The 14685-nt window shown below is 56.1% G+C and carries 16 protein-coding genes; 7 read left to right on the forward strand and 9 right to left on the reverse strand.

Going from position 1 to position 14685, the window contains the following annotated elements:
• Positions 1-136: 136 nt before the first annotated feature.
• From FQB27_RS05110 to FQB27_RS05120, 3 genes are all read left to right on the forward strand, one after another.
• Positions 137-1111: a TAXI family TRAP transporter solute-binding subunit gene (locus tag FQB27_RS05110; RefSeq protein ID WP_169559760.1), complete on the forward strand. Its 975-nt coding sequence runs from the start codon at positions 137-139 to the stop codon at positions 1109-1111.
• Positions 1112-1199: 88 nt separating this feature from the next.
• Entirely contained in the window at positions 1200-4022 is a 2823-nt protein-coding gene (locus FQB27_RS05115) for a TRAP transporter permease (protein WP_169559761.1), read from the forward strand.
• 16 nt (positions 4023-4038) lie between these two features.
• Positions 4039-4476 carry a universal stress protein gene (locus tag FQB27_RS05120; protein WP_169559762.1) on the forward strand — a complete coding sequence of 146 codons (438 nt, stop codon included), beginning with the start codon at positions 4039-4041 and terminating at the stop codon, positions 4474-4476.
• Between the two features lie 74 nt (positions 4477-4550).
• On the opposite strand, the gene FQB27_RS05125 is transcribed toward FQB27_RS05120, so the two are convergent.
• On the reverse strand, positions 4551-4931 hold the full coding sequence (locus FQB27_RS05125) for a c-type cytochrome (RefSeq protein WP_169559763.1): 381 nt from the start codon (positions 4929-4931) through the stop codon (positions 4551-4553).
• A gap of 257 nt (positions 4932-5188) precedes the next feature.
• On the opposite strand from FQB27_RS05125, the gene spbR reads away from it, so the two are divergent.
• Positions 5189-6316 (forward strand): SpbR family protein, encoded by a 1128-nt coding sequence (gene spbR, locus FQB27_RS05130; RefSeq protein ID WP_169559764.1) that lies wholly within the window; start codon positions 5189-5191, stop codon positions 6314-6316.
• A 23-nt stretch (positions 6317-6339) separates the two neighbouring features.
• On the opposite strand, the gene FQB27_RS05135 is transcribed toward spbR, so the two are convergent.
• Positions 6340-7023, reverse strand: a complete 684-nt coding sequence (locus FQB27_RS05135) for a lysoplasmalogenase (protein ID WP_169559765.1) — start codon at positions 7021-7023, stop codon at positions 6340-6342.
• Complete coding sequence (locus FQB27_RS05140) at positions 7024-7509, reverse strand: thioesterase family protein (protein ID WP_169559766.1); 486 nt, start codon at positions 7507-7509, stop codon at positions 7024-7026.
• 135 nt (positions 7510-7644) lie between these two features.
• Between FQB27_RS05140 and FQB27_RS05145 the strand changes: the two genes are divergently transcribed.
• Entirely contained in the window at positions 7645-9024 is a 1380-nt protein-coding gene (locus FQB27_RS05145) for an FAD-binding oxidoreductase (protein ID WP_169559767.1), read from the forward strand.
• Positions 9025-9102: 78 nt separating this feature from the next.
• On the opposite strand, the gene FQB27_RS05150 is transcribed toward FQB27_RS05145, so the two are convergent.
• Positions 9103-9906, reverse strand: coding sequence for a pentapeptide repeat-containing protein (locus tag FQB27_RS05150; protein ID WP_169559768.1), 804 nt, complete (start codon positions 9904-9906; stop codon positions 9103-9105).
• A 173-nt stretch (positions 9907-10079) separates the two neighbouring features.
• On the opposite strand from FQB27_RS05150, the gene FQB27_RS05155 reads away from it, so the two are divergent.
• Together FQB27_RS05155 and FQB27_RS05160 are read left to right on the forward strand one after the other, a co-directional pair.
• Complete coding sequence (locus FQB27_RS05155) at positions 10080-10736, forward strand: HAD-IA family hydrolase (protein ID WP_169560078.1); 657 nt, start codon at positions 10080-10082, stop codon at positions 10734-10736.
• Between the two features lie 4 nt (positions 10737-10740).
• The gene (locus tag FQB27_RS05160) at positions 10741-11676 is read left to right on the forward strand and encodes an NAD(P)H-dependent flavin oxidoreductase (RefSeq protein WP_169559769.1); all 936 of its coding nucleotides are present in this window, start codon (positions 10741-10743) and stop codon (positions 11674-11676) included.
• Positions 11677-11723: 47 nt separating this feature from the next.
• Here FQB27_RS05160 and FQB27_RS05165 read toward each other — a convergent pair whose 3' ends face one another.
• From FQB27_RS05165 to FQB27_RS05185, 5 genes are all read right to left on the reverse strand, one after another.
• A complete protein-coding gene (locus tag FQB27_RS05165; protein ID WP_169559770.1) occupies positions 11724-12071 on the reverse strand; it encodes a hypothetical protein in 348 nt (115 codons plus the stop codon).
• A 113-nt stretch (positions 12072-12184) separates the two neighbouring features.
• Positions 12185-12343, reverse strand: coding sequence for a hypothetical protein (locus FQB27_RS05170; RefSeq protein WP_169559771.1), 159 nt, complete (start codon positions 12341-12343; stop codon positions 12185-12187).
• A gap of 159 nt (positions 12344-12502) precedes the next feature.
• A complete protein-coding gene (locus tag FQB27_RS05175) occupies positions 12503-12703 on the reverse strand; it encodes a DUF4169 family protein (protein WP_169559772.1) in 201 nt (66 codons plus the stop codon).
• Between the two features lie 79 nt (positions 12704-12782).
• Complete coding sequence (locus tag FQB27_RS05180) at positions 12783-13049, reverse strand: ribbon-helix-helix domain-containing protein (RefSeq protein ID WP_206374328.1); 267 nt, start codon at positions 13047-13049, stop codon at positions 12783-12785.
• 2 nt (positions 13050-13051) lie between these two features.
• Complete coding sequence (locus tag FQB27_RS05185) at positions 13052-14665, reverse strand: fumarate hydratase (protein WP_169559773.1); 1614 nt, start codon at positions 14663-14665, stop codon at positions 13052-13054.
• Between the last annotated feature and the right edge of the window lie 20 nt (positions 14666-14685).

Raw genomic sequence — 14685 nt, forward strand, 5'->3', positions numbered from 1 at the left:
TTGTCTGATAATTCTATATAATTAAAATTTATCATGTTCGTGTGGTGTCCCCAACCGGGAGCGGCCGACTGTGAATTTTATATAGGGAGTGTCGGGGCAAGGCCTTCGGCAAAATAAAAGGTTTGAGGAGAATTCTATGAGAAAATGTTTCACCATTGCCGCTGCGGCATGCGCTGCCGTTGGAAGCGCCCTGCTGTTCTCAGCGCCCGCGAGTGCAGAAACATTCATTACGATTGGAACAGGTGGCCAGACGGGTGTGTATTATCAGGTTGGTGGTGCGATCTGCAAACTGGTCAACCGGAACACCAAGGACCACGGCATCAAGTGCACGCACACCACTGGCGGGTCTACAAAGAACATCAATGGCATTCGTGCCGGGGACCTGAACATGGGCGTGGCCCAGTCAGACTGGCAGTATCATGCCTATAACGGGACGGCCCCCAAGCAGTTCCCCGATGGCGCGTTCAAGGAATTGCGCTCCGTATTTTCTGTACACCCGGAACCGTTCACGGTGGTTGCACGGGCCGACTCCGGTATCAAGACCTTCGAGGATCTGAAAGGCAAACGGGTTAACGTTGGCGATCCAGGGTCCGGGCAGCGCGGCACCATGGAAGTCGTCATGGATAAGATGGGCTGGACCATGGATGATTTTGCGCTGGCCGCAGAACTGAAATCCTCTGAACATTCCGCCGCCCTGTGTGACAACAAGATCGACGCCTTTGTGTTTACCGTTGGTCACCCGGCCGGCAATATCAAGGAGGCCGCCTCAACCTGTGATGTGAAACTGATCCCGGTAACGGGCCCGGTCTTCGATCAACTGGTTGCCGACAACCCCTACTATGCGAAAGCCGTGATCAAGGGCGGCACCTATGCGGGAACCGATGAGGATATCCCGGTATTTGGTGTTGGCGCGACCTTTGTTTCCTCCACCGCGACGGACGAGGAAACCGTGTACCAGATCGTGAAGGCGGTTTTTGAGAATTTCGACCGGTTCCGCAAGATGCACCCGGCATTTGCCAACCTGAAAAAGGAAGAAATGATCAAGAACAACCTGTCTGCACCGTTACATGACGGTGCTGCCCGATACTACAAGGAAGCAGGTTTGATGTAGAAATGGACAAGGCAGGGGGAAACCCCTGCCTTTTTCTGTTTCGGCAGGCAGGACGGTTTTGTGAAGAAAGACAGGTGAGGCGGGGTTCATGAGTGAGGCACCGAAAAATGAAGGTCCGTTGACCACGGAAGAGCTTGAGGATCTGGTCGCATCGACCGACACAGGCGGGCGGACACCGGACAACAAGAAGATCACCACCTTGATGGCCGGGGTGGCCCTGGTCTGGGCCTTGTGGCAGGTCTGGATCGCGTCGCCCCTTCCCTATATGTTGGGGGTGGGTGTGTTCTCCGGGCGGGAGGCGCGTCCCATTCATTTGGGTTTTGCCATTTTTCTCGCCTATCTGGCCTATCCGGCTTTCCGCTCCTCCCCGCGGCATTCGGTTCCGTTTACGGACTGGATTTTTGCGATTGTGGGAACATTCTGCACGCTCTACCTGTTTATTTTTGACAGTAGCCTGATGGATAGCTTGCTTGGCTCCCGTCTCAGTGACCGGCCGGGCAATCCCAATGGCATGGACATTGTCGTTGCCTCGGTCGGGATTGTCATGCTGCTGGAAGCGACCCGCCGGGCGCTGGGGCCGCCGCTCATGGTGGTGGGGATTGTGTTTCTTGGATACACTTTCCTTGGGCCGTATGCGCCGGGGTTCCTGGCATGGAAGGGCGCCAGCTTTGGCGCCGTTGCCGATCATCAGTGGCTGTCTTCCGAAGGGGTGTTCGGGATTGCGCTGGGGGTCTCGACGGGGCTTGTGTTCCTGTTCGTTCTGTTCGGCGCCCTGCTGGACAAGGCCGGGGCTGGCAATTACTTCATTCAGGTGGCCTTTTCCCTGATGGGGCACATGCGCGGCGGTCCTGCCAAGGCCGCTGTTGTGGCGTCCGGCATGACGGGGTTGATCTCCGGTTCCTCCATCGCCAACGTGGTGACAACGGGCACCTTTACCATTCCCATGATGAAGCGGGTCGGGTTCTCGTCCGAGAAAAGCGGCGCGGTCGAGGTGGCCTCATCCGTAAACGGGCAGATCATGCCGCCGGTTATGGGGGCTGCGGCCTTCCTGATGGTCGAGTATGTGGATATCAGCTATTTCGAGGTGGTGAAACATGCTTTCATTCCGGCGCTGATCTCCTATATCGCGCTGGTCTATATCGTTCATCTTGAAGCCTTGAAAAAGAACATGCAGGGGTTGCCGCGTGCAATAGAACCAAAGCCGTTGCGCCTTGCCCTGCTATCGTCCGGGATTACGCTGTCCGCCATCCTCGCGCTGGCGGGGGCGATATACTATCTGTTTGTGCTGTTTCAGGCGCTTGAAACTTCCTATGCCCGGTTGGGCGCGGTCCTGATCCTGATGGCGGTGGAAGCGGCCCTTTATTTCGGGATCGTGAAAAAGGCCGAAGAGGGGACCCGCCTCAAATTCATTTCCGTTGGCATGATGGTCTTGTGCAATGTGGTGATCGCGGCCTTTGGTGTCTTTTATCTGGTGGCGTCCGTGACGGCATTGTTGGGCGGGGCACTGGCCCCATGGGTGATCGGGGCCCTGATCCTTCTTCTCTATGTGTATCTGGTTTCCCGATGCGCGAAGGTGCCGGATTTGCATCTGGATGATCCGAGTTCCCCCATTGTATCCTTGCCGACGCCCCGGCCGACAATCATGGCCGGGCTTCACTTCCTGTTGCCGGTGGCGGTCCTGATCTGGTGTCTGATGATTGAACGGTTGTCACCCGAACTGTCCGCTTTCTGGGCTGTGACATTGATGATCTTCATCTTACTGACGCAGCGGCCCCTGTTTGCCTTTTTCCGCAAGGAGGCGTTGGAGGGGCGCGTGAAACAGGGCTTCAATGAATTGCTGGACGGTCTGATTTCAGGCGCCCGCAACATGATCGGCATTGCCATTGCGACGGCAACGGCCGGGATTATTGTCGGCACTGTGTCCCAGACCGGGGTCGGCCTTGTTCTGGCGGAACTGGTCGAGTTTCTCAGTCAGGGATACATCCTGCTGATGCTGATCTTTACGGCAATCCTCAGTCTGATTTTGGGAATGGGCTTGCCGACCACTGCCAACTATATCGTGGTGTCCTCGCTGTTGGCGCCGGTGATTGTCAGTCTGGGTCAGCAAAACGGCCTGATTGTCCCGCTGATTGCCGTGCATCTGTTTGTGTTCTATTTCGGGATCATGGCCGATGTGACACCGCCGGTGGGGCTGGCGTCTTTCGCAGCAGCGGCGGTATCCGGCGGCGATCCTATTCGGACAGGCTTTGTGGCGTTTTTCTATTCGCTTCGAACGGCGATCCTGCCGTTCCTGTTCATTTTCAATACAGACCTTCTGCTGATTGACGTGACGCCCGTGGAGGGGGCCTTTGTGTTCGTGGTGGCGACGGTGGCCATGCTTCTGTTCACGGCCGGGACACAAGGATATTTCCTGACCCGGTCGAAAATCTGGGAATCCGTTTTGCTGCTGCTGGTGGCGTTCACCCTGTTCCGTCCGGGCTTCTGGATGGACATGATCACGCCGCCCTATTCCGAAACTCCGCCTGCCGATATCGTCAAGGTGATCGGTACGGTGCCTGCCGGTTCGGAAATCCGCCTGATTGTGGAAGGGGAGGATGATGTGGGCGACCCGATGACCATTACGGCGATCCTGCCCATCACCGGCGAGGGGTCCGCGCAGGACAGACTGGATGCGCTGGGGCTGGAACTGCTGATCAGTGATGACGAGGTCCTGATCGACAATGCTGCCTTTGACAGTCCGGCGCAGGCGGCGGGTCTGGATTTTGATCAAAAGATCAAAACCGTCCTTGTGCCCGCGGATCAGCCTGCGAAGGAATGGATGTATATCCCGGCGTTGCTGGTTCTGGGCCTTATTTGCTTGCTCCAGAGACGCCGAAGCAGTGTATCTACCATCAAGGCCGCCTCGGTCTGACAGGGGAGGAAAGGGAATGTTTGAACATATTCTTCTGGCAGTGGATCTGGAATCCGAGGATTCCTGGAGAAAGGCCCTGCCCGTCGCCGTGAGTTATGCGGAACAATCGGGGGCCACCCTGCATGTCATGACCGTAGTGCCGGATTTCGGCATGAGTATCGTCGGATCGTTTTTCCCCAAGGATTACGAGGAAAAGGTGATGAAGGAAGCGAACCGGCGCCTGCATGAATTCGTGAAAGAGAAGATACCCACCGGAATCAAGGTCCAGCATATTGTCTCGCACGGCACGGCGTATGAGGAAATCCTGCATATGCAAGGCAAGCTGAAATGCGATCTGATTGTGATGGGGGCACACCGGCCGAAGATGCAGGATTACCTGCTGGGGCCCAATGCGGCCCGGGTGGTGCGGCACGCGAACTGTTCGGTGCTGGTTGTGCGGGATGAGGCAGACTAGGAATTTACCCGGTTCTGCCCGGTATAAAAAAGAAAAAGCGGCTCAAATAGGCCGCTTTTTCTTTTTCTGAAGACTTACTTGAAGGTCGCCAGATAGGCAATCAGGTCAGCGCGCTGGTCTTCTTTCTTGATGCCAGCGAAAGACATCTTGGTGCCTTTCAGGAAGCTGCGCGGCTTGGTCAGGTATTGGTCAAGGGTTGCTTCATCCCAGGTCAGGCCGGAGTCTGCCATGGCGCTGGAATATTTGAAGCCTTCCACCTTTGCAGCTTCGCGTCCGACCACACCAAACAGATTGGGGCCGATCTTGTTCTTGCCACCTTCTTCAATGGTGTGACAGGCCTGACATTTCTTGAAGACCTTTTCTCCTTTTGCAGGGTCGCCTTCCGCCATTGCCGTGGCAGAGACCATGGTCAAGGCAAGGCCAACGCCCATTGCAACCAGATTTCCGGTTTTCATGAATTTCTCCCTTTTCCTAATCCAATTCATAAAACTGATCCTGCCTCCCAATATAAGGCGTGAAAACCAAAAAGGGTAAAAAACCAAAAACTGTGTCAATATGTCGCTTGGCCTGAAACGGACCCCACAGGGTGACAGGACAACAGGGAAAAGGCGAGGGCGCGAAGAAAAGGTCGGTGTTTCATCGTCCGGTTAAGGTTATTTTAAGACTGGTTCCTTTTAATGGGATAAAGGGTTAATTCTTTCGCGGAGCCAAAGTGTCAAAAAACCGTTCATTAAGCCCAGCCGATGTCGAGCGCCTGCTGAGCGACCGTTCGCCCGAAGCCCGTGCCGAGACCGTCGAGAAAATTGCGGGCAGCCTTGTTGAACGTACGTTCAGTGAAACGGAACGCAAGGAAGCGGAAGGCATTTTCCGGCTTCTGGTCAATGATACCGAGCTTCTTGTTCGCAAGACGTTGGCGGAAACCCTGAAAGCCATGCCGGACCTGCCGCGCGATATTGCCAAGGTTCTGGCCAGTGATATTTCGGATGTTGCCTCGCCGATCCTGTCTTTCTCCGATGCCCTGAATGACGAAGACCTGCTGGAGATCATCAGCACCAAGTCCGCAGAGCATCAGGCCGCCATTGCCGGTCGTGTGGTTGTCTCCGAGGCAGTTTCCGACCGTCTTGCCGATACGGGCAACGAACAGGTGGTTGCCACCCTGATGGAGAATGAAGGGGCCCGCATCTCCGAGAAAACCTATGAAAAAGTTCTCGACAAATATGGCGAGAACGAAAAAATCAGCACCCCGATCGCAAAGCGCAAGTCCCTGCCCCTGACGGTTACGGAACGGCTTGTGACGCTGGTATCGGATCGCCTTCGGGAATATCTGGTCAGCCATCACGAGATGTCGCCGACCGTGGCGACGGACCTTATCCTGGAAAGCCGGGAAAAGACCATGATCGGTCTGATCAAGGGCGGCGCCAGCCATACGGACCTTGTCAGCCTCATCGACCAGTTGCATGAAAATAACCGCCTGACCCCGACCATCATCCTGCGGGCCTTGTGTGTGGGGGATATCGATTTCTTTGAAACAGCGCTGGCCAAAGGGGCTGGGATCGCGGTTTCAAACGTTCACATGCTGGTGAATGATGCAGGCGGCGCCGGTCTGAAACAGCTTTGCAAGAAATGCAAGATACCGGGTGGTCTGGTCCAGATCATGCGCGTTGCCATTGATGTGGTGAACGAGCTGGAATATGACGGCGATCCGGGAGACCGTGAACGGTTTCGCAATACGGTGATCGAACGGGTCCTGACCCATTTCGAGGACCAGTTCGATGCGGAAAATGTGGATTACCTGATTTCCAAGATGAAAAGCGTCGATTCCAGCACTCAGGCTGCCTGACCCGCTCCTTCAAAAATCTGCGGTTATGCCGCCTTCCTGCGAAGGGGCTGGGGCCCCTTGATGATGGCGTAGGCCAGCATGTATTGCGCCCCCATATAGGTGATCCAGATCAGCGGACCGGCCGCATCAAAGGGGGTCAGGAACTTGTTGATGGCAATCAGGCTGTCCGAGATGACAAAGCTGAGCGCGCCTGCGATGATCCAGCGATCCGCGAAAGTCGAGAATATGGCAGAGATCGCCATCAGACAGATCACAATGACATAGACAACCACGGGTGCCTTTAGCGGCCCGAGGTGCGGCCAGAGCAGGCCTGTGATCGCAAAGCCCCCCAGTATCACCAGAACAGAGAGAAGATTGTGAACCTTGGTTTGCGGTGACCAGTCGCGGGCATGGGCGAAAATGGAAATATAGATCAGGTGGGCAATCAGGAAACTGCCCAGCCCGTGCACGAAAAAGTCCGTTACATGCAGGGCAAGGAAAATGTCACCGCCGCTGGAAAACAATAACGCCAGTGTCAGTAATTTCTGGCGGTGCCCTGTGGGCATCAGGCGATAGGCCGCAATGGCCAGGAAGATGCAGGCGCTGCCCTTGATGGCAATGCGCACAGGGTGGCCCGTCTGGAACGGGTCCATCAGATATATCGCAGCCGCAATCACCGAAAGGGAAAGAATGATCCTGTTGGGAAGATCGAGGCTGCGAAAATTCATCTATTTCCTCCGAATGCCGATTTTCCCGCCCACTTGTGGTGGCAGGGGATCGTTTTCATGAAGCGCTTTCAATTCCTCAAGGCGGGCAAGAACATGGTCCGCCATGGGGTGGGCCCGGGGGCCAGACGCATCGATATGCAGGACCATCTGTTCCGATGTGGCGGCCAGAAAGCCTTCCTCTGCGTGGTGCATTTCAAGGAACAGGTGCATGCGTTTGGGATCGCAATCAACGACCCGCAGGCTGATGACCAGCGGATCCCCTTCCTTGACCTCGCGAAGATAGGTGACATGGGTTTCCAGTACATAGACAGTATTGCCCGTTTCCGCCCGGTGGGTGCGTGTGAACCCGATAAGGTCCAGCAGGCTATCCAGTGACTGGTCGAAGGCCATGACGTAGAAGGCTACGTTCATATGCCCGTTGTAATCGATCCACTCGGGCCGGACAGCCAGCCGGTGGATTTCTTTTAAGTTGGTTGTATGCATCATGAACACAAGACTACCCAAATATTCGGGCCTGTAAATGCAATTGACGGGTACAGCGGACTTTCTGTATGACCGAATTGGGATTACAGTATTCCCTTGCCCCTTTCCGGGGTCATTTGCCATGTCTGGAGATTAACCATGCCTGTTCAGCCGGAAACCCTGTCTGTTGTCAAAGATCAACTTGTTGCCCTTTTGGGGGACCGGTGCTCCTCGGCGCAAGCGGTGCGCGACCAGCATAGCAAGGGAGAAAGCTGGCATGAGCCGATTGCTCCGGACCTTGTCTGTTTTGCCCGCAGCACCGAAGAAGTGTCCGAGATCGTCAAGGTTTGTGCTGCCCACAAGGTGCCGGTGGTGCCGTTCGCGGCGGGAACGTCGCTGGAAGGTCATGTCCATGCGGTTGAAGGCGGGGTTTGTATTGACCTGAATGAGATGAACCAGATTTTGGCCGTGAATACGGAGGATCTGGATTGTGTGGTGCAGCCGGGGGTGCGGCGCAAGCAACTGAATGAATTCCTGCGGGATACCGGCCTGTTCTTTCCCATCGATCCGGGGGCGGATGCCTCTATCGGGGGGATGGCTTCGACACGGGCCTCCGGCACCAATGCGGTGCGCTATGGCACAATCCGGGAGAATGTTCTGAACCTGACCGTTGTTCGCCCGGATGGACAGATTATCAAGACGGGCGGCCGGGCCAAGAAAAGCGCTGCCGGGTATGACCTGACCAAGCTGTATGTGGGATCGGAAGGAACACTCGGGATCATTACCGAGGTGACCTTGCGCCTTTACGGTATTCCGGAAGCCATGTCCGCCGCCACAGTGTCCTTCCCGGATATCGGGTCGGCGGTTCAGGCGGTGATCCTGACCATTCAGGCGGGCATCCCGGTTGCCCGGATCGAGCTTGCCGATGAAGTGCAGATTGATGCCATCAACAAATATTCCAACATGACCCTGCCGGTTCAGCCGTCCCTGTTTCTGGAATTCCATGGCAGTGAAACCGGGGTGGAGGAGCAGGCCCGGCAGGTCGGGGAGATTTGCAAGGATTTCGGGGCGGAGGACTTTCAGTGGACCACCCGCACAGAGGAGCGGAACAAGTTGTGGGAAGCTCGTCACAATGCGGCCTATGCGGCGCTGGCATTGCGGCCGGGCTCATCCTTGTGGGCAACGGATGTCTGCGTTCCCATTTCCCGGCTGGCGGATTGCATCATGGAAACCAAGAAAGACCTTGAAACGAGCAACCTGATCGCCCCGATCGTCGGTCATGTGGGTGATGGCAATTTCCATCTGGCCTTTGTTCTGGACAAGGACAACCCGGCAGAGCTGGAAGAGGCAGAACAGATTAACGGCCGCCTGATTGACCGGGCCTTGGCCATGGATGGAACCTGCACAGGGGAACATGGCATCGGGCTTGGAAAGAAGAAATATCTTCGCCGGGAAGTCGGCAGCGCGTTTGATGTGATGGTGGCCGTGAAACAGGCGCTGGACCCGGACAACATCATGAACCCGGGAAAAATTATCTGATCAGGGACAACCGGCGCTGGCCCGGCGTCAGCCGCCGGGCTTGCCGTAAAGGTCGGGGGGGCTTTCTCTGGCGCCGGGTTAACTGCACGCCTCGACGGTAAGGCCGCCCGGTAGTCGGGTCTGCTTGTTCCCGCATGCCTTGGTCAGTTGGGATTCTGTCAGTCCGTCAGCACTGGACAGGTCCGCGCCTGACAGGTTCGCCCCCCAGAATATGGCATCTTCCAGATCAGCGTTGGTGAAGATCGCGTCGGTAAGATCGGCCCGATAGAAGTTCGAAAGTGCCAGATTGGCATTTGTGAAATCCGCTTCCATGAGAGAGGCACGGGTAAATCGGACATTTTTCAGCTTGGCGGATCGAAAGATGGTGTGGTTCAGGACCGCGCGCTTGAAATTGGCGTCCGACGCATCACAATCGGTGAAATTGACCTTGTTCATTTCGGCCCGTTTCAGGTTGGCTTTCCGAAGGTCTGCCTTGAAAAAGGACCCCCCATCCACAAGGGCGTTCTCAAGGTCTGCCGAGCGTAGGTCCGCCCCGGTGAAATTGGCGCCGGGCATGGTGGCTTTTTCCAGATCGGTTTCCCGCAGGATGGCGCCTTTCAGGCTGGCTTTGGTAAGGCTCGATTTCTCCATGTCGGCCCGGCGAAGGTCGGCATCATTCAAAATCGCATTATCGAAATTGATCGTTTTCAGAATGGTGTCCCGCAGGTTTGCGTCCGTGAGATTGACCCCGGCCATGTCACCCGCTTGCATGTTGGACTGATTAAGGTCGCACCCGATGCAGGATTTTGTATCTTTCAGTTGCTGCATATCCCCGTGGTTCAGGGCATGTCCGGCTGACACGGCCACGAACAGCAAGGGCAGGACAAGAAGAGGCAGTTTCATTCAGGTGCTCCCGCAAAGAGGAAAAGTCATGGTATAGCAGGTAGAGGCTTTTGGCCTCGATTCAACCGGCGCCGCTGTTTGACTTCCGAAAGTTCTGCTGCCACTATTTACGAATAACGCATAAAAGGTAACAAAAAAAGCGTGTCCGTACACGGCATTACTGAACAGGTAGTATTATGATTACATCCATCCTCTGGGATTTCGGAGGGGTGCTGACCACGAGTCCCTTTGAATCTTTCAATCGTTTCGAGACGGAAAAGGGCCTGCCCCATAATTTTCTGCGCCGGGTCAATTCCACCAACCCGGACAGCAATGCCTGGGCCCGGTTCGAGCGGAGCGACATCAACGCTGACCAGTTCGATGCCCTTTTCCTTGAGGAAAGTACCGCCCTTGGCCATCCGGTTCGGGGCAATGACGTGATCCGCCTGCTGGCCGGGGATATCCGCCCGAACATGGTGGCGGCGCTGAAGGCGCTTTCCGCCGATTATCAGTGTGTTTGCCTGACCAATAATGTGTCTGCCGGGAAAGGACCGGGGATGAGCCGAACCGCGAGCGCCCAGAAAGCGGTCGCCGAGGTGATGGAAATCTTCGATACGGTTATCCAGTCCAGCAAGATCGGCCTGCGCAAGCCGGACCCCCAGATTTATGAATATACCTGCCGGGAAATGAATGTCCGGCCAGAGCAGATTGTCTATCTGGATGATCTGGGCATCAACCTGAAGCCGGCGGCTGCCATGGGTATGAAAACTATCAAGGTGGTGTCCGAGGGGCAGGCCCTGAAGGACCTTGGGGCCGCGGTCGGGAAAACCTTTGCCGGGGCGGAAGGATAACAGTATGAACAGGTTTCTGGAGCATACGGGCGTTCAATATCCCATCATTCAGGCCCCCATGGGGTGGATCGCCCGGAGCCCTTTGGCATCGGCGGTATCAAACGCCGGGGGTCTCGGCATTATTGAAACATCATCCGGTGAGACGGAAAACTGTATTCGCGAAATCAACAAGATGAAGGAACTGACGGACAGGCCCTTCGGGATCAACCTGCCGCTTCTGTTCCTGCGGGATGAGGCCATGATCCGTTTTGTGGCGGAATCCGGCGTGAAATTCGTGACCACCTCGGCAGGGAACCCGGAGAAGCTGATCCATATCCTGAAACAGCACGACATCATCGTCTATCACGCCGTGCCGACCGTAAAGGCTGCGGTCAAGGCGGTTGAGGCCGGTGTGGACGGTCTTGTGGTGGAAGGGGGCGAGGGCGGCGGCTTCAAGAACCCGGAAGAGGTTTCCCTGCTGGTTTTGCTGCAGGCCATTCGCGAAAAGGTCGATGTGCCCATGGTCGCTGCCGGGGGTATTGTGGACGGGCGTGGCATGGCAGCCGCCTTTGCGGCCGGGGCGGAGGCCGTGCAAATGGGCACCCGGTTCGTTTCCGCCAAGGAAAGCCCGGTGCATGACAATTACAAGCAGGCCATTATTGCTGCGGAGGATACGGGGACTGTGGTTCTCAACAAGAAATCCTCGCCCTGTATCCGGGCCCTGAAAACAGAGCGGACGAGGCAGGTCTTTGAGGAAGGCGTGATGCCGAAAGACATGTTTTCCCGGATCGGGGAGCTGTATTTTGGCGGAGATATGGAGGCCAGCGCCGGTCTGGCCGGGCAATCCGCCGCCCTGATCCATGAACAGAAATCCGTCGAGGAGATCATTTCCGATACGGTATCCGGGTTTCGGCGCATTTGCGGGGATCTGGGCCGGTTGGCCGAAACGGGGCGTTTTTAGAAAGAGAACGGGGGCGGGAAGGGAAAGCCTGCCCGCCCTGTCCGGCGTCAGTGGTCAGAGACACTCATGAATTTGTCTTCGAGCCCGGTGCTGAGGGCAAGGCCCTCGCTGGTGATCACGATGTCTTCGTTCCAGTTGTCGCGCACCAGACCCTTGCGAGCAAGGGCTGTCCAGACGGACGGGTTGCCAAGGCCGCTGGTATCTTTTGCAGACACCACAAAGGCCCCCACATGGACATGGTTGCCATGGGCATGGGGAAGGCGAGTGATGCGGATATCCTCGCTGTCCGGGATGGGAAGGGAGCTGTCGCTATCCTTGGCCAGCACTTGCAGCAGGGCGAGTGTCTTCGCCTGAAGCGGGTTCAGCTTGATCTTTTTGGGGGATGAAGAGGGCATGGGTGTGTCCAGCGTTTGAGAAAATATCGTTTTTCCCTGTATATAACCAACATCCGGACAAGTCACTTGAAGATTGGGGGAGGCGGGCCGGATGCCTGTCCGGCCCTGAATTCTCAGTTCAGCGGCATCGCCTTGCGCTTTTTATAGTCATTGATAACTGACTTCACATCGTCAACGGTCAGGCCGTCACATTTGAGGATCGCCAGAATGACAGGGTCGCTGAGAACATCGTCCAGCTTGGGCTCGGGGATATAGTCGTGCCGTGATTCCATGAAAAAGCTTCCTTTGCTTTGTGGATATCGATGCCCTTGATTTATCGTCGCTTTGAGACAGAAATGTGAAGCTACGAGGGTAATATGGGGACGCTGGGACTGGAAATGTGGCGGGAGCGGGATAGCGCCTGATTTCAAACACAAACCCCTGCGGTCGGATCAGTCCTTGGACGGGTCCGTGGGGGCTTTTTCCAGTTTGCTTTGCTCTATTTTCTTTTCCAGCCTGCTTCGTTCCAGACGGTCTTTGCGCTTTTGGGAACCGGTGCGACCATGCCGAATTCGGTTCTCTTCGGCCTGCTTGGCGGAGCGGTCCCGTTCCTGTTGTTTCCTGAACTTGTTTAGGTTTACCACATCACCCATGACTGAAATCCTTGAAGAAGCGCAATGGATTAAAATCTAGATTAGAGGATATTGGACGGAATTCAAGGCCCGGAAAAAATCAGGAAGGCGGATTGTCTGTGGTAGAGGGCAGGGGCAGGGTGCCGTCCAGCACGGCCTGAAGAACGAAAAGGCGGACGGCACTGGACAGGTTGCCGTTCCGCCTTTCATCAATTTCCGTAATCAGCGCATTCAGGCTTTTCCCCTGTTTCAAGGCAATATCCTGAAACAGGGTCCAGAAGGCTTTCTCCAGCGAGATGCTGGTCCGGTGACCGGCGATGCTGACGGAATACTTGACGATTTCGTCATTCATGAACCGGTCATCCATGATTATTTTTTGCGGGCGAAGAAATCGTTCCCCTTGTCATCCATGACGATGAAGGCCGGGAAATCCTCGATTTCGATGCGCCAGATGGCTTCCATGCCCAGTTCCTCGAATTCCTGAACTTCCACCTTCTTGATGTTGTTCTGGGCGAGAATGGCAGCCGGACCCCCGATGGAGCCGAGATAGAAGCCGCCATGCTTGTTACAGGCATCGACAACAGCCTTGCTGCGGTTGCCCTTGGCCAGCATGATCATGCTGCCGCCGTGTGCCATGAACTCATCAACATAGCCGTCCATGCGGCCTGCTGTGGTCGGCCCGAACGAGCCGGAGGCGTAGCCTTCCGGTGTCTTGGCCGGACCCGCGTAGTAAATGATGTGATCCTTGAAATATTGCGGCAGGTCTTCCCCGGCTTCCAGGCGTTCGCGCAGCTTGCGGTGGGCAAGGTCACGGGCCACGATAATGGTGCCGGTCAGGCTGAGACGGGTGCGGATTGGGTACTGGGACAGGGTCGCCAGAATATCCTTCATCGGCTGGTTCAGGTTGACCTTGACCACGCTGTCGTCCAGATGATCATCGGTGATTTCCGGCATATATTTGGCCGGATCCGTTTCCAGTTGCTCAAGGAAGACACCGTCTTTGGTGATCTTGCCCTTGATCTGGCGGTCAGCAGAGCAGGAGACGCCAATCCCGATGGGGACACTGGCGCCATGACGGGGCAGGCGGATGACCCGCACGTCGTGGCAGAAATACTTGCCGCCGAACTGGGCGCCGATGCCAATGCCCTGTGTCATCTTGTGAACGGCTTCTTCCATTTCCAGATCGCGATACGCGCGGCCATGCTCGTTTCCGCTGGTTGGAAGGGTGTCATAATATTTGGTGGATGCCATCTTGACCGATTTCAGGTTGTCCTCGGCAGAGGTGCCGCCAATGACAATGGCCAGATGATAAGGCGGGCAAGCGGCCGTTCCCAGTTCGGACACCTTTTCTTTCAGGAAGTCCATCAGCCGTTCCGGTGTCAGGACGCTGGGAACCGCCTGATGCAGGAAGGTCTTGTTGGCAGACCCGCCGCCCTTGGCGATGAACAGGAATTCATAGGCGCTGCTGTTGGTGGCATACAGGTCGATCTGCGCCGGCAGGTTGGAGCCGGTGTTCTTTTCGTCGAACATGCTGATCGGTGCCAACTGGGAATAGCGCAGGTTGGTTTCCGTATAGGTTTTGTAAACCCCGCGGGAAAGCTGCTCCTTGTCCGTCCCGTCGGTCCAGACATACTGGCCCTTCTTGCCCATAATGACGGCGGTGCCGGTATCCTGACAGCTTGGCAGGACCATGCCTGCCGCAATGTTGGCGTTTTTCAGAAGCTCGGTCGCAACGAACTTGTCGTTGTCGGAGGCCTCGTCATCCTTCAGGATGTTGGCCAGTTGTTGCAGATGCTGGGGACGAAGAAGGTGGGAGACATCCCGCATGGCTTCGGCGGTCAAAAGTTCCAGCGCCTCAGGCTCGATCTTGACGACTTCCTTGCCATCCACCTCGATGGTGGAGACATGGTCCCCGGTCAGTTTCCTGTATGGCGTGTTGTCCTCACCAAGCTGGTAGAGTTCTTCGTAATGAAATTCTGGCATCTTTCCCCTCGTCCCGAGTT

The sequence above is a fragment of the Sneathiella chinensis genome (assembly GCF_012720115.1).
Lineage (GTDB): Bacteria > Pseudomonadota > Alphaproteobacteria > Sneathiellales > Sneathiellaceae > Sneathiella > Sneathiella chinensis.

Excerpts from the sequence above, each read along its gene's own strand:
- FQB27_RS05110 (WP_169559760.1), top strand. The coding sequence starts at position 137 with ATGAGAAAATGTTTCACCATTGCCGCTGCGGCATGCGCTGCCGTTGGA.
- FQB27_RS05115 (WP_169559761.1), top strand. The coding sequence starts at position 1,200 with ATGAGTGAGGCACCGAAAAATGAAGGTCCGTTGACCACGGAAGAGCTT.
- FQB27_RS05120 (WP_169559762.1), top strand. The coding sequence starts at position 4,039 with ATGTTTGAACATATTCTTCTGGCAGTGGATCTGGAATCCGAGGATTCC.
- FQB27_RS05125 (WP_169559763.1), bottom strand. The coding sequence starts at position 4,931 with ATGAAAACCGGAAATCTGGTTGCAATGGGCGTTGGCCTTGCCTTGACC.
- FQB27_RS05135 (WP_169559765.1), bottom strand. The coding sequence starts at position 7,023 with ATGAATTTTCGCAGCCTCGATCTTCCCAACAGGATCATTCTTTCCCTT.
- FQB27_RS05140 (WP_169559766.1), bottom strand. The coding sequence starts at position 7,509 with ATGATGCATACAACCAACTTAAAAGAAATCCACCGGCTGGCTGTCCGG.
- FQB27_RS05145 (WP_169559767.1), top strand. The coding sequence starts at position 7,645 with ATGCCTGTTCAGCCGGAAACCCTGTCTGTTGTCAAAGATCAACTTGTT.
- FQB27_RS05150 (WP_169559768.1), bottom strand. The coding sequence starts at position 9,906 with ATGAAACTGCCTCTTCTTGTCCTGCCCTTGCTGTTCGTGGCCGTGTCA.
- FQB27_RS05160 (WP_169559769.1), top strand. The coding sequence starts at position 10,741 with ATGAACAGGTTTCTGGAGCATACGGGCGTTCAATATCCCATCATTCAG.
- FQB27_RS05165 (WP_169559770.1), bottom strand. The coding sequence starts at position 12,071 with ATGCCCTCTTCATCCCCCAAAAAGATCAAGCTGAACCCGCTTCAGGCG.
- FQB27_RS05170 (WP_169559771.1), bottom strand. The coding sequence starts at position 12,343 with ATGGAATCACGGCACGACTATATCCCCGAGCCCAAGCTGGACGATGTT.
- FQB27_RS05175 (WP_169559772.1), bottom strand. The coding sequence starts at position 12,703 with ATGGGTGATGTGGTAAACCTAAACAAGTTCAGGAAACAACAGGAACGG.
- FQB27_RS05180 (WP_206374328.1), bottom strand. The coding sequence starts at position 13,049 with ATGGATGACCGGTTCATGAATGACGAAATCGTCAAGTATTCCGTCAGC.
- FQB27_RS05185 (WP_169559773.1), bottom strand. The coding sequence starts at position 14,665 with ATGCCAGAATTTCATTACGAAGAACTCTACCAGCTTGGTGAGGACAAC.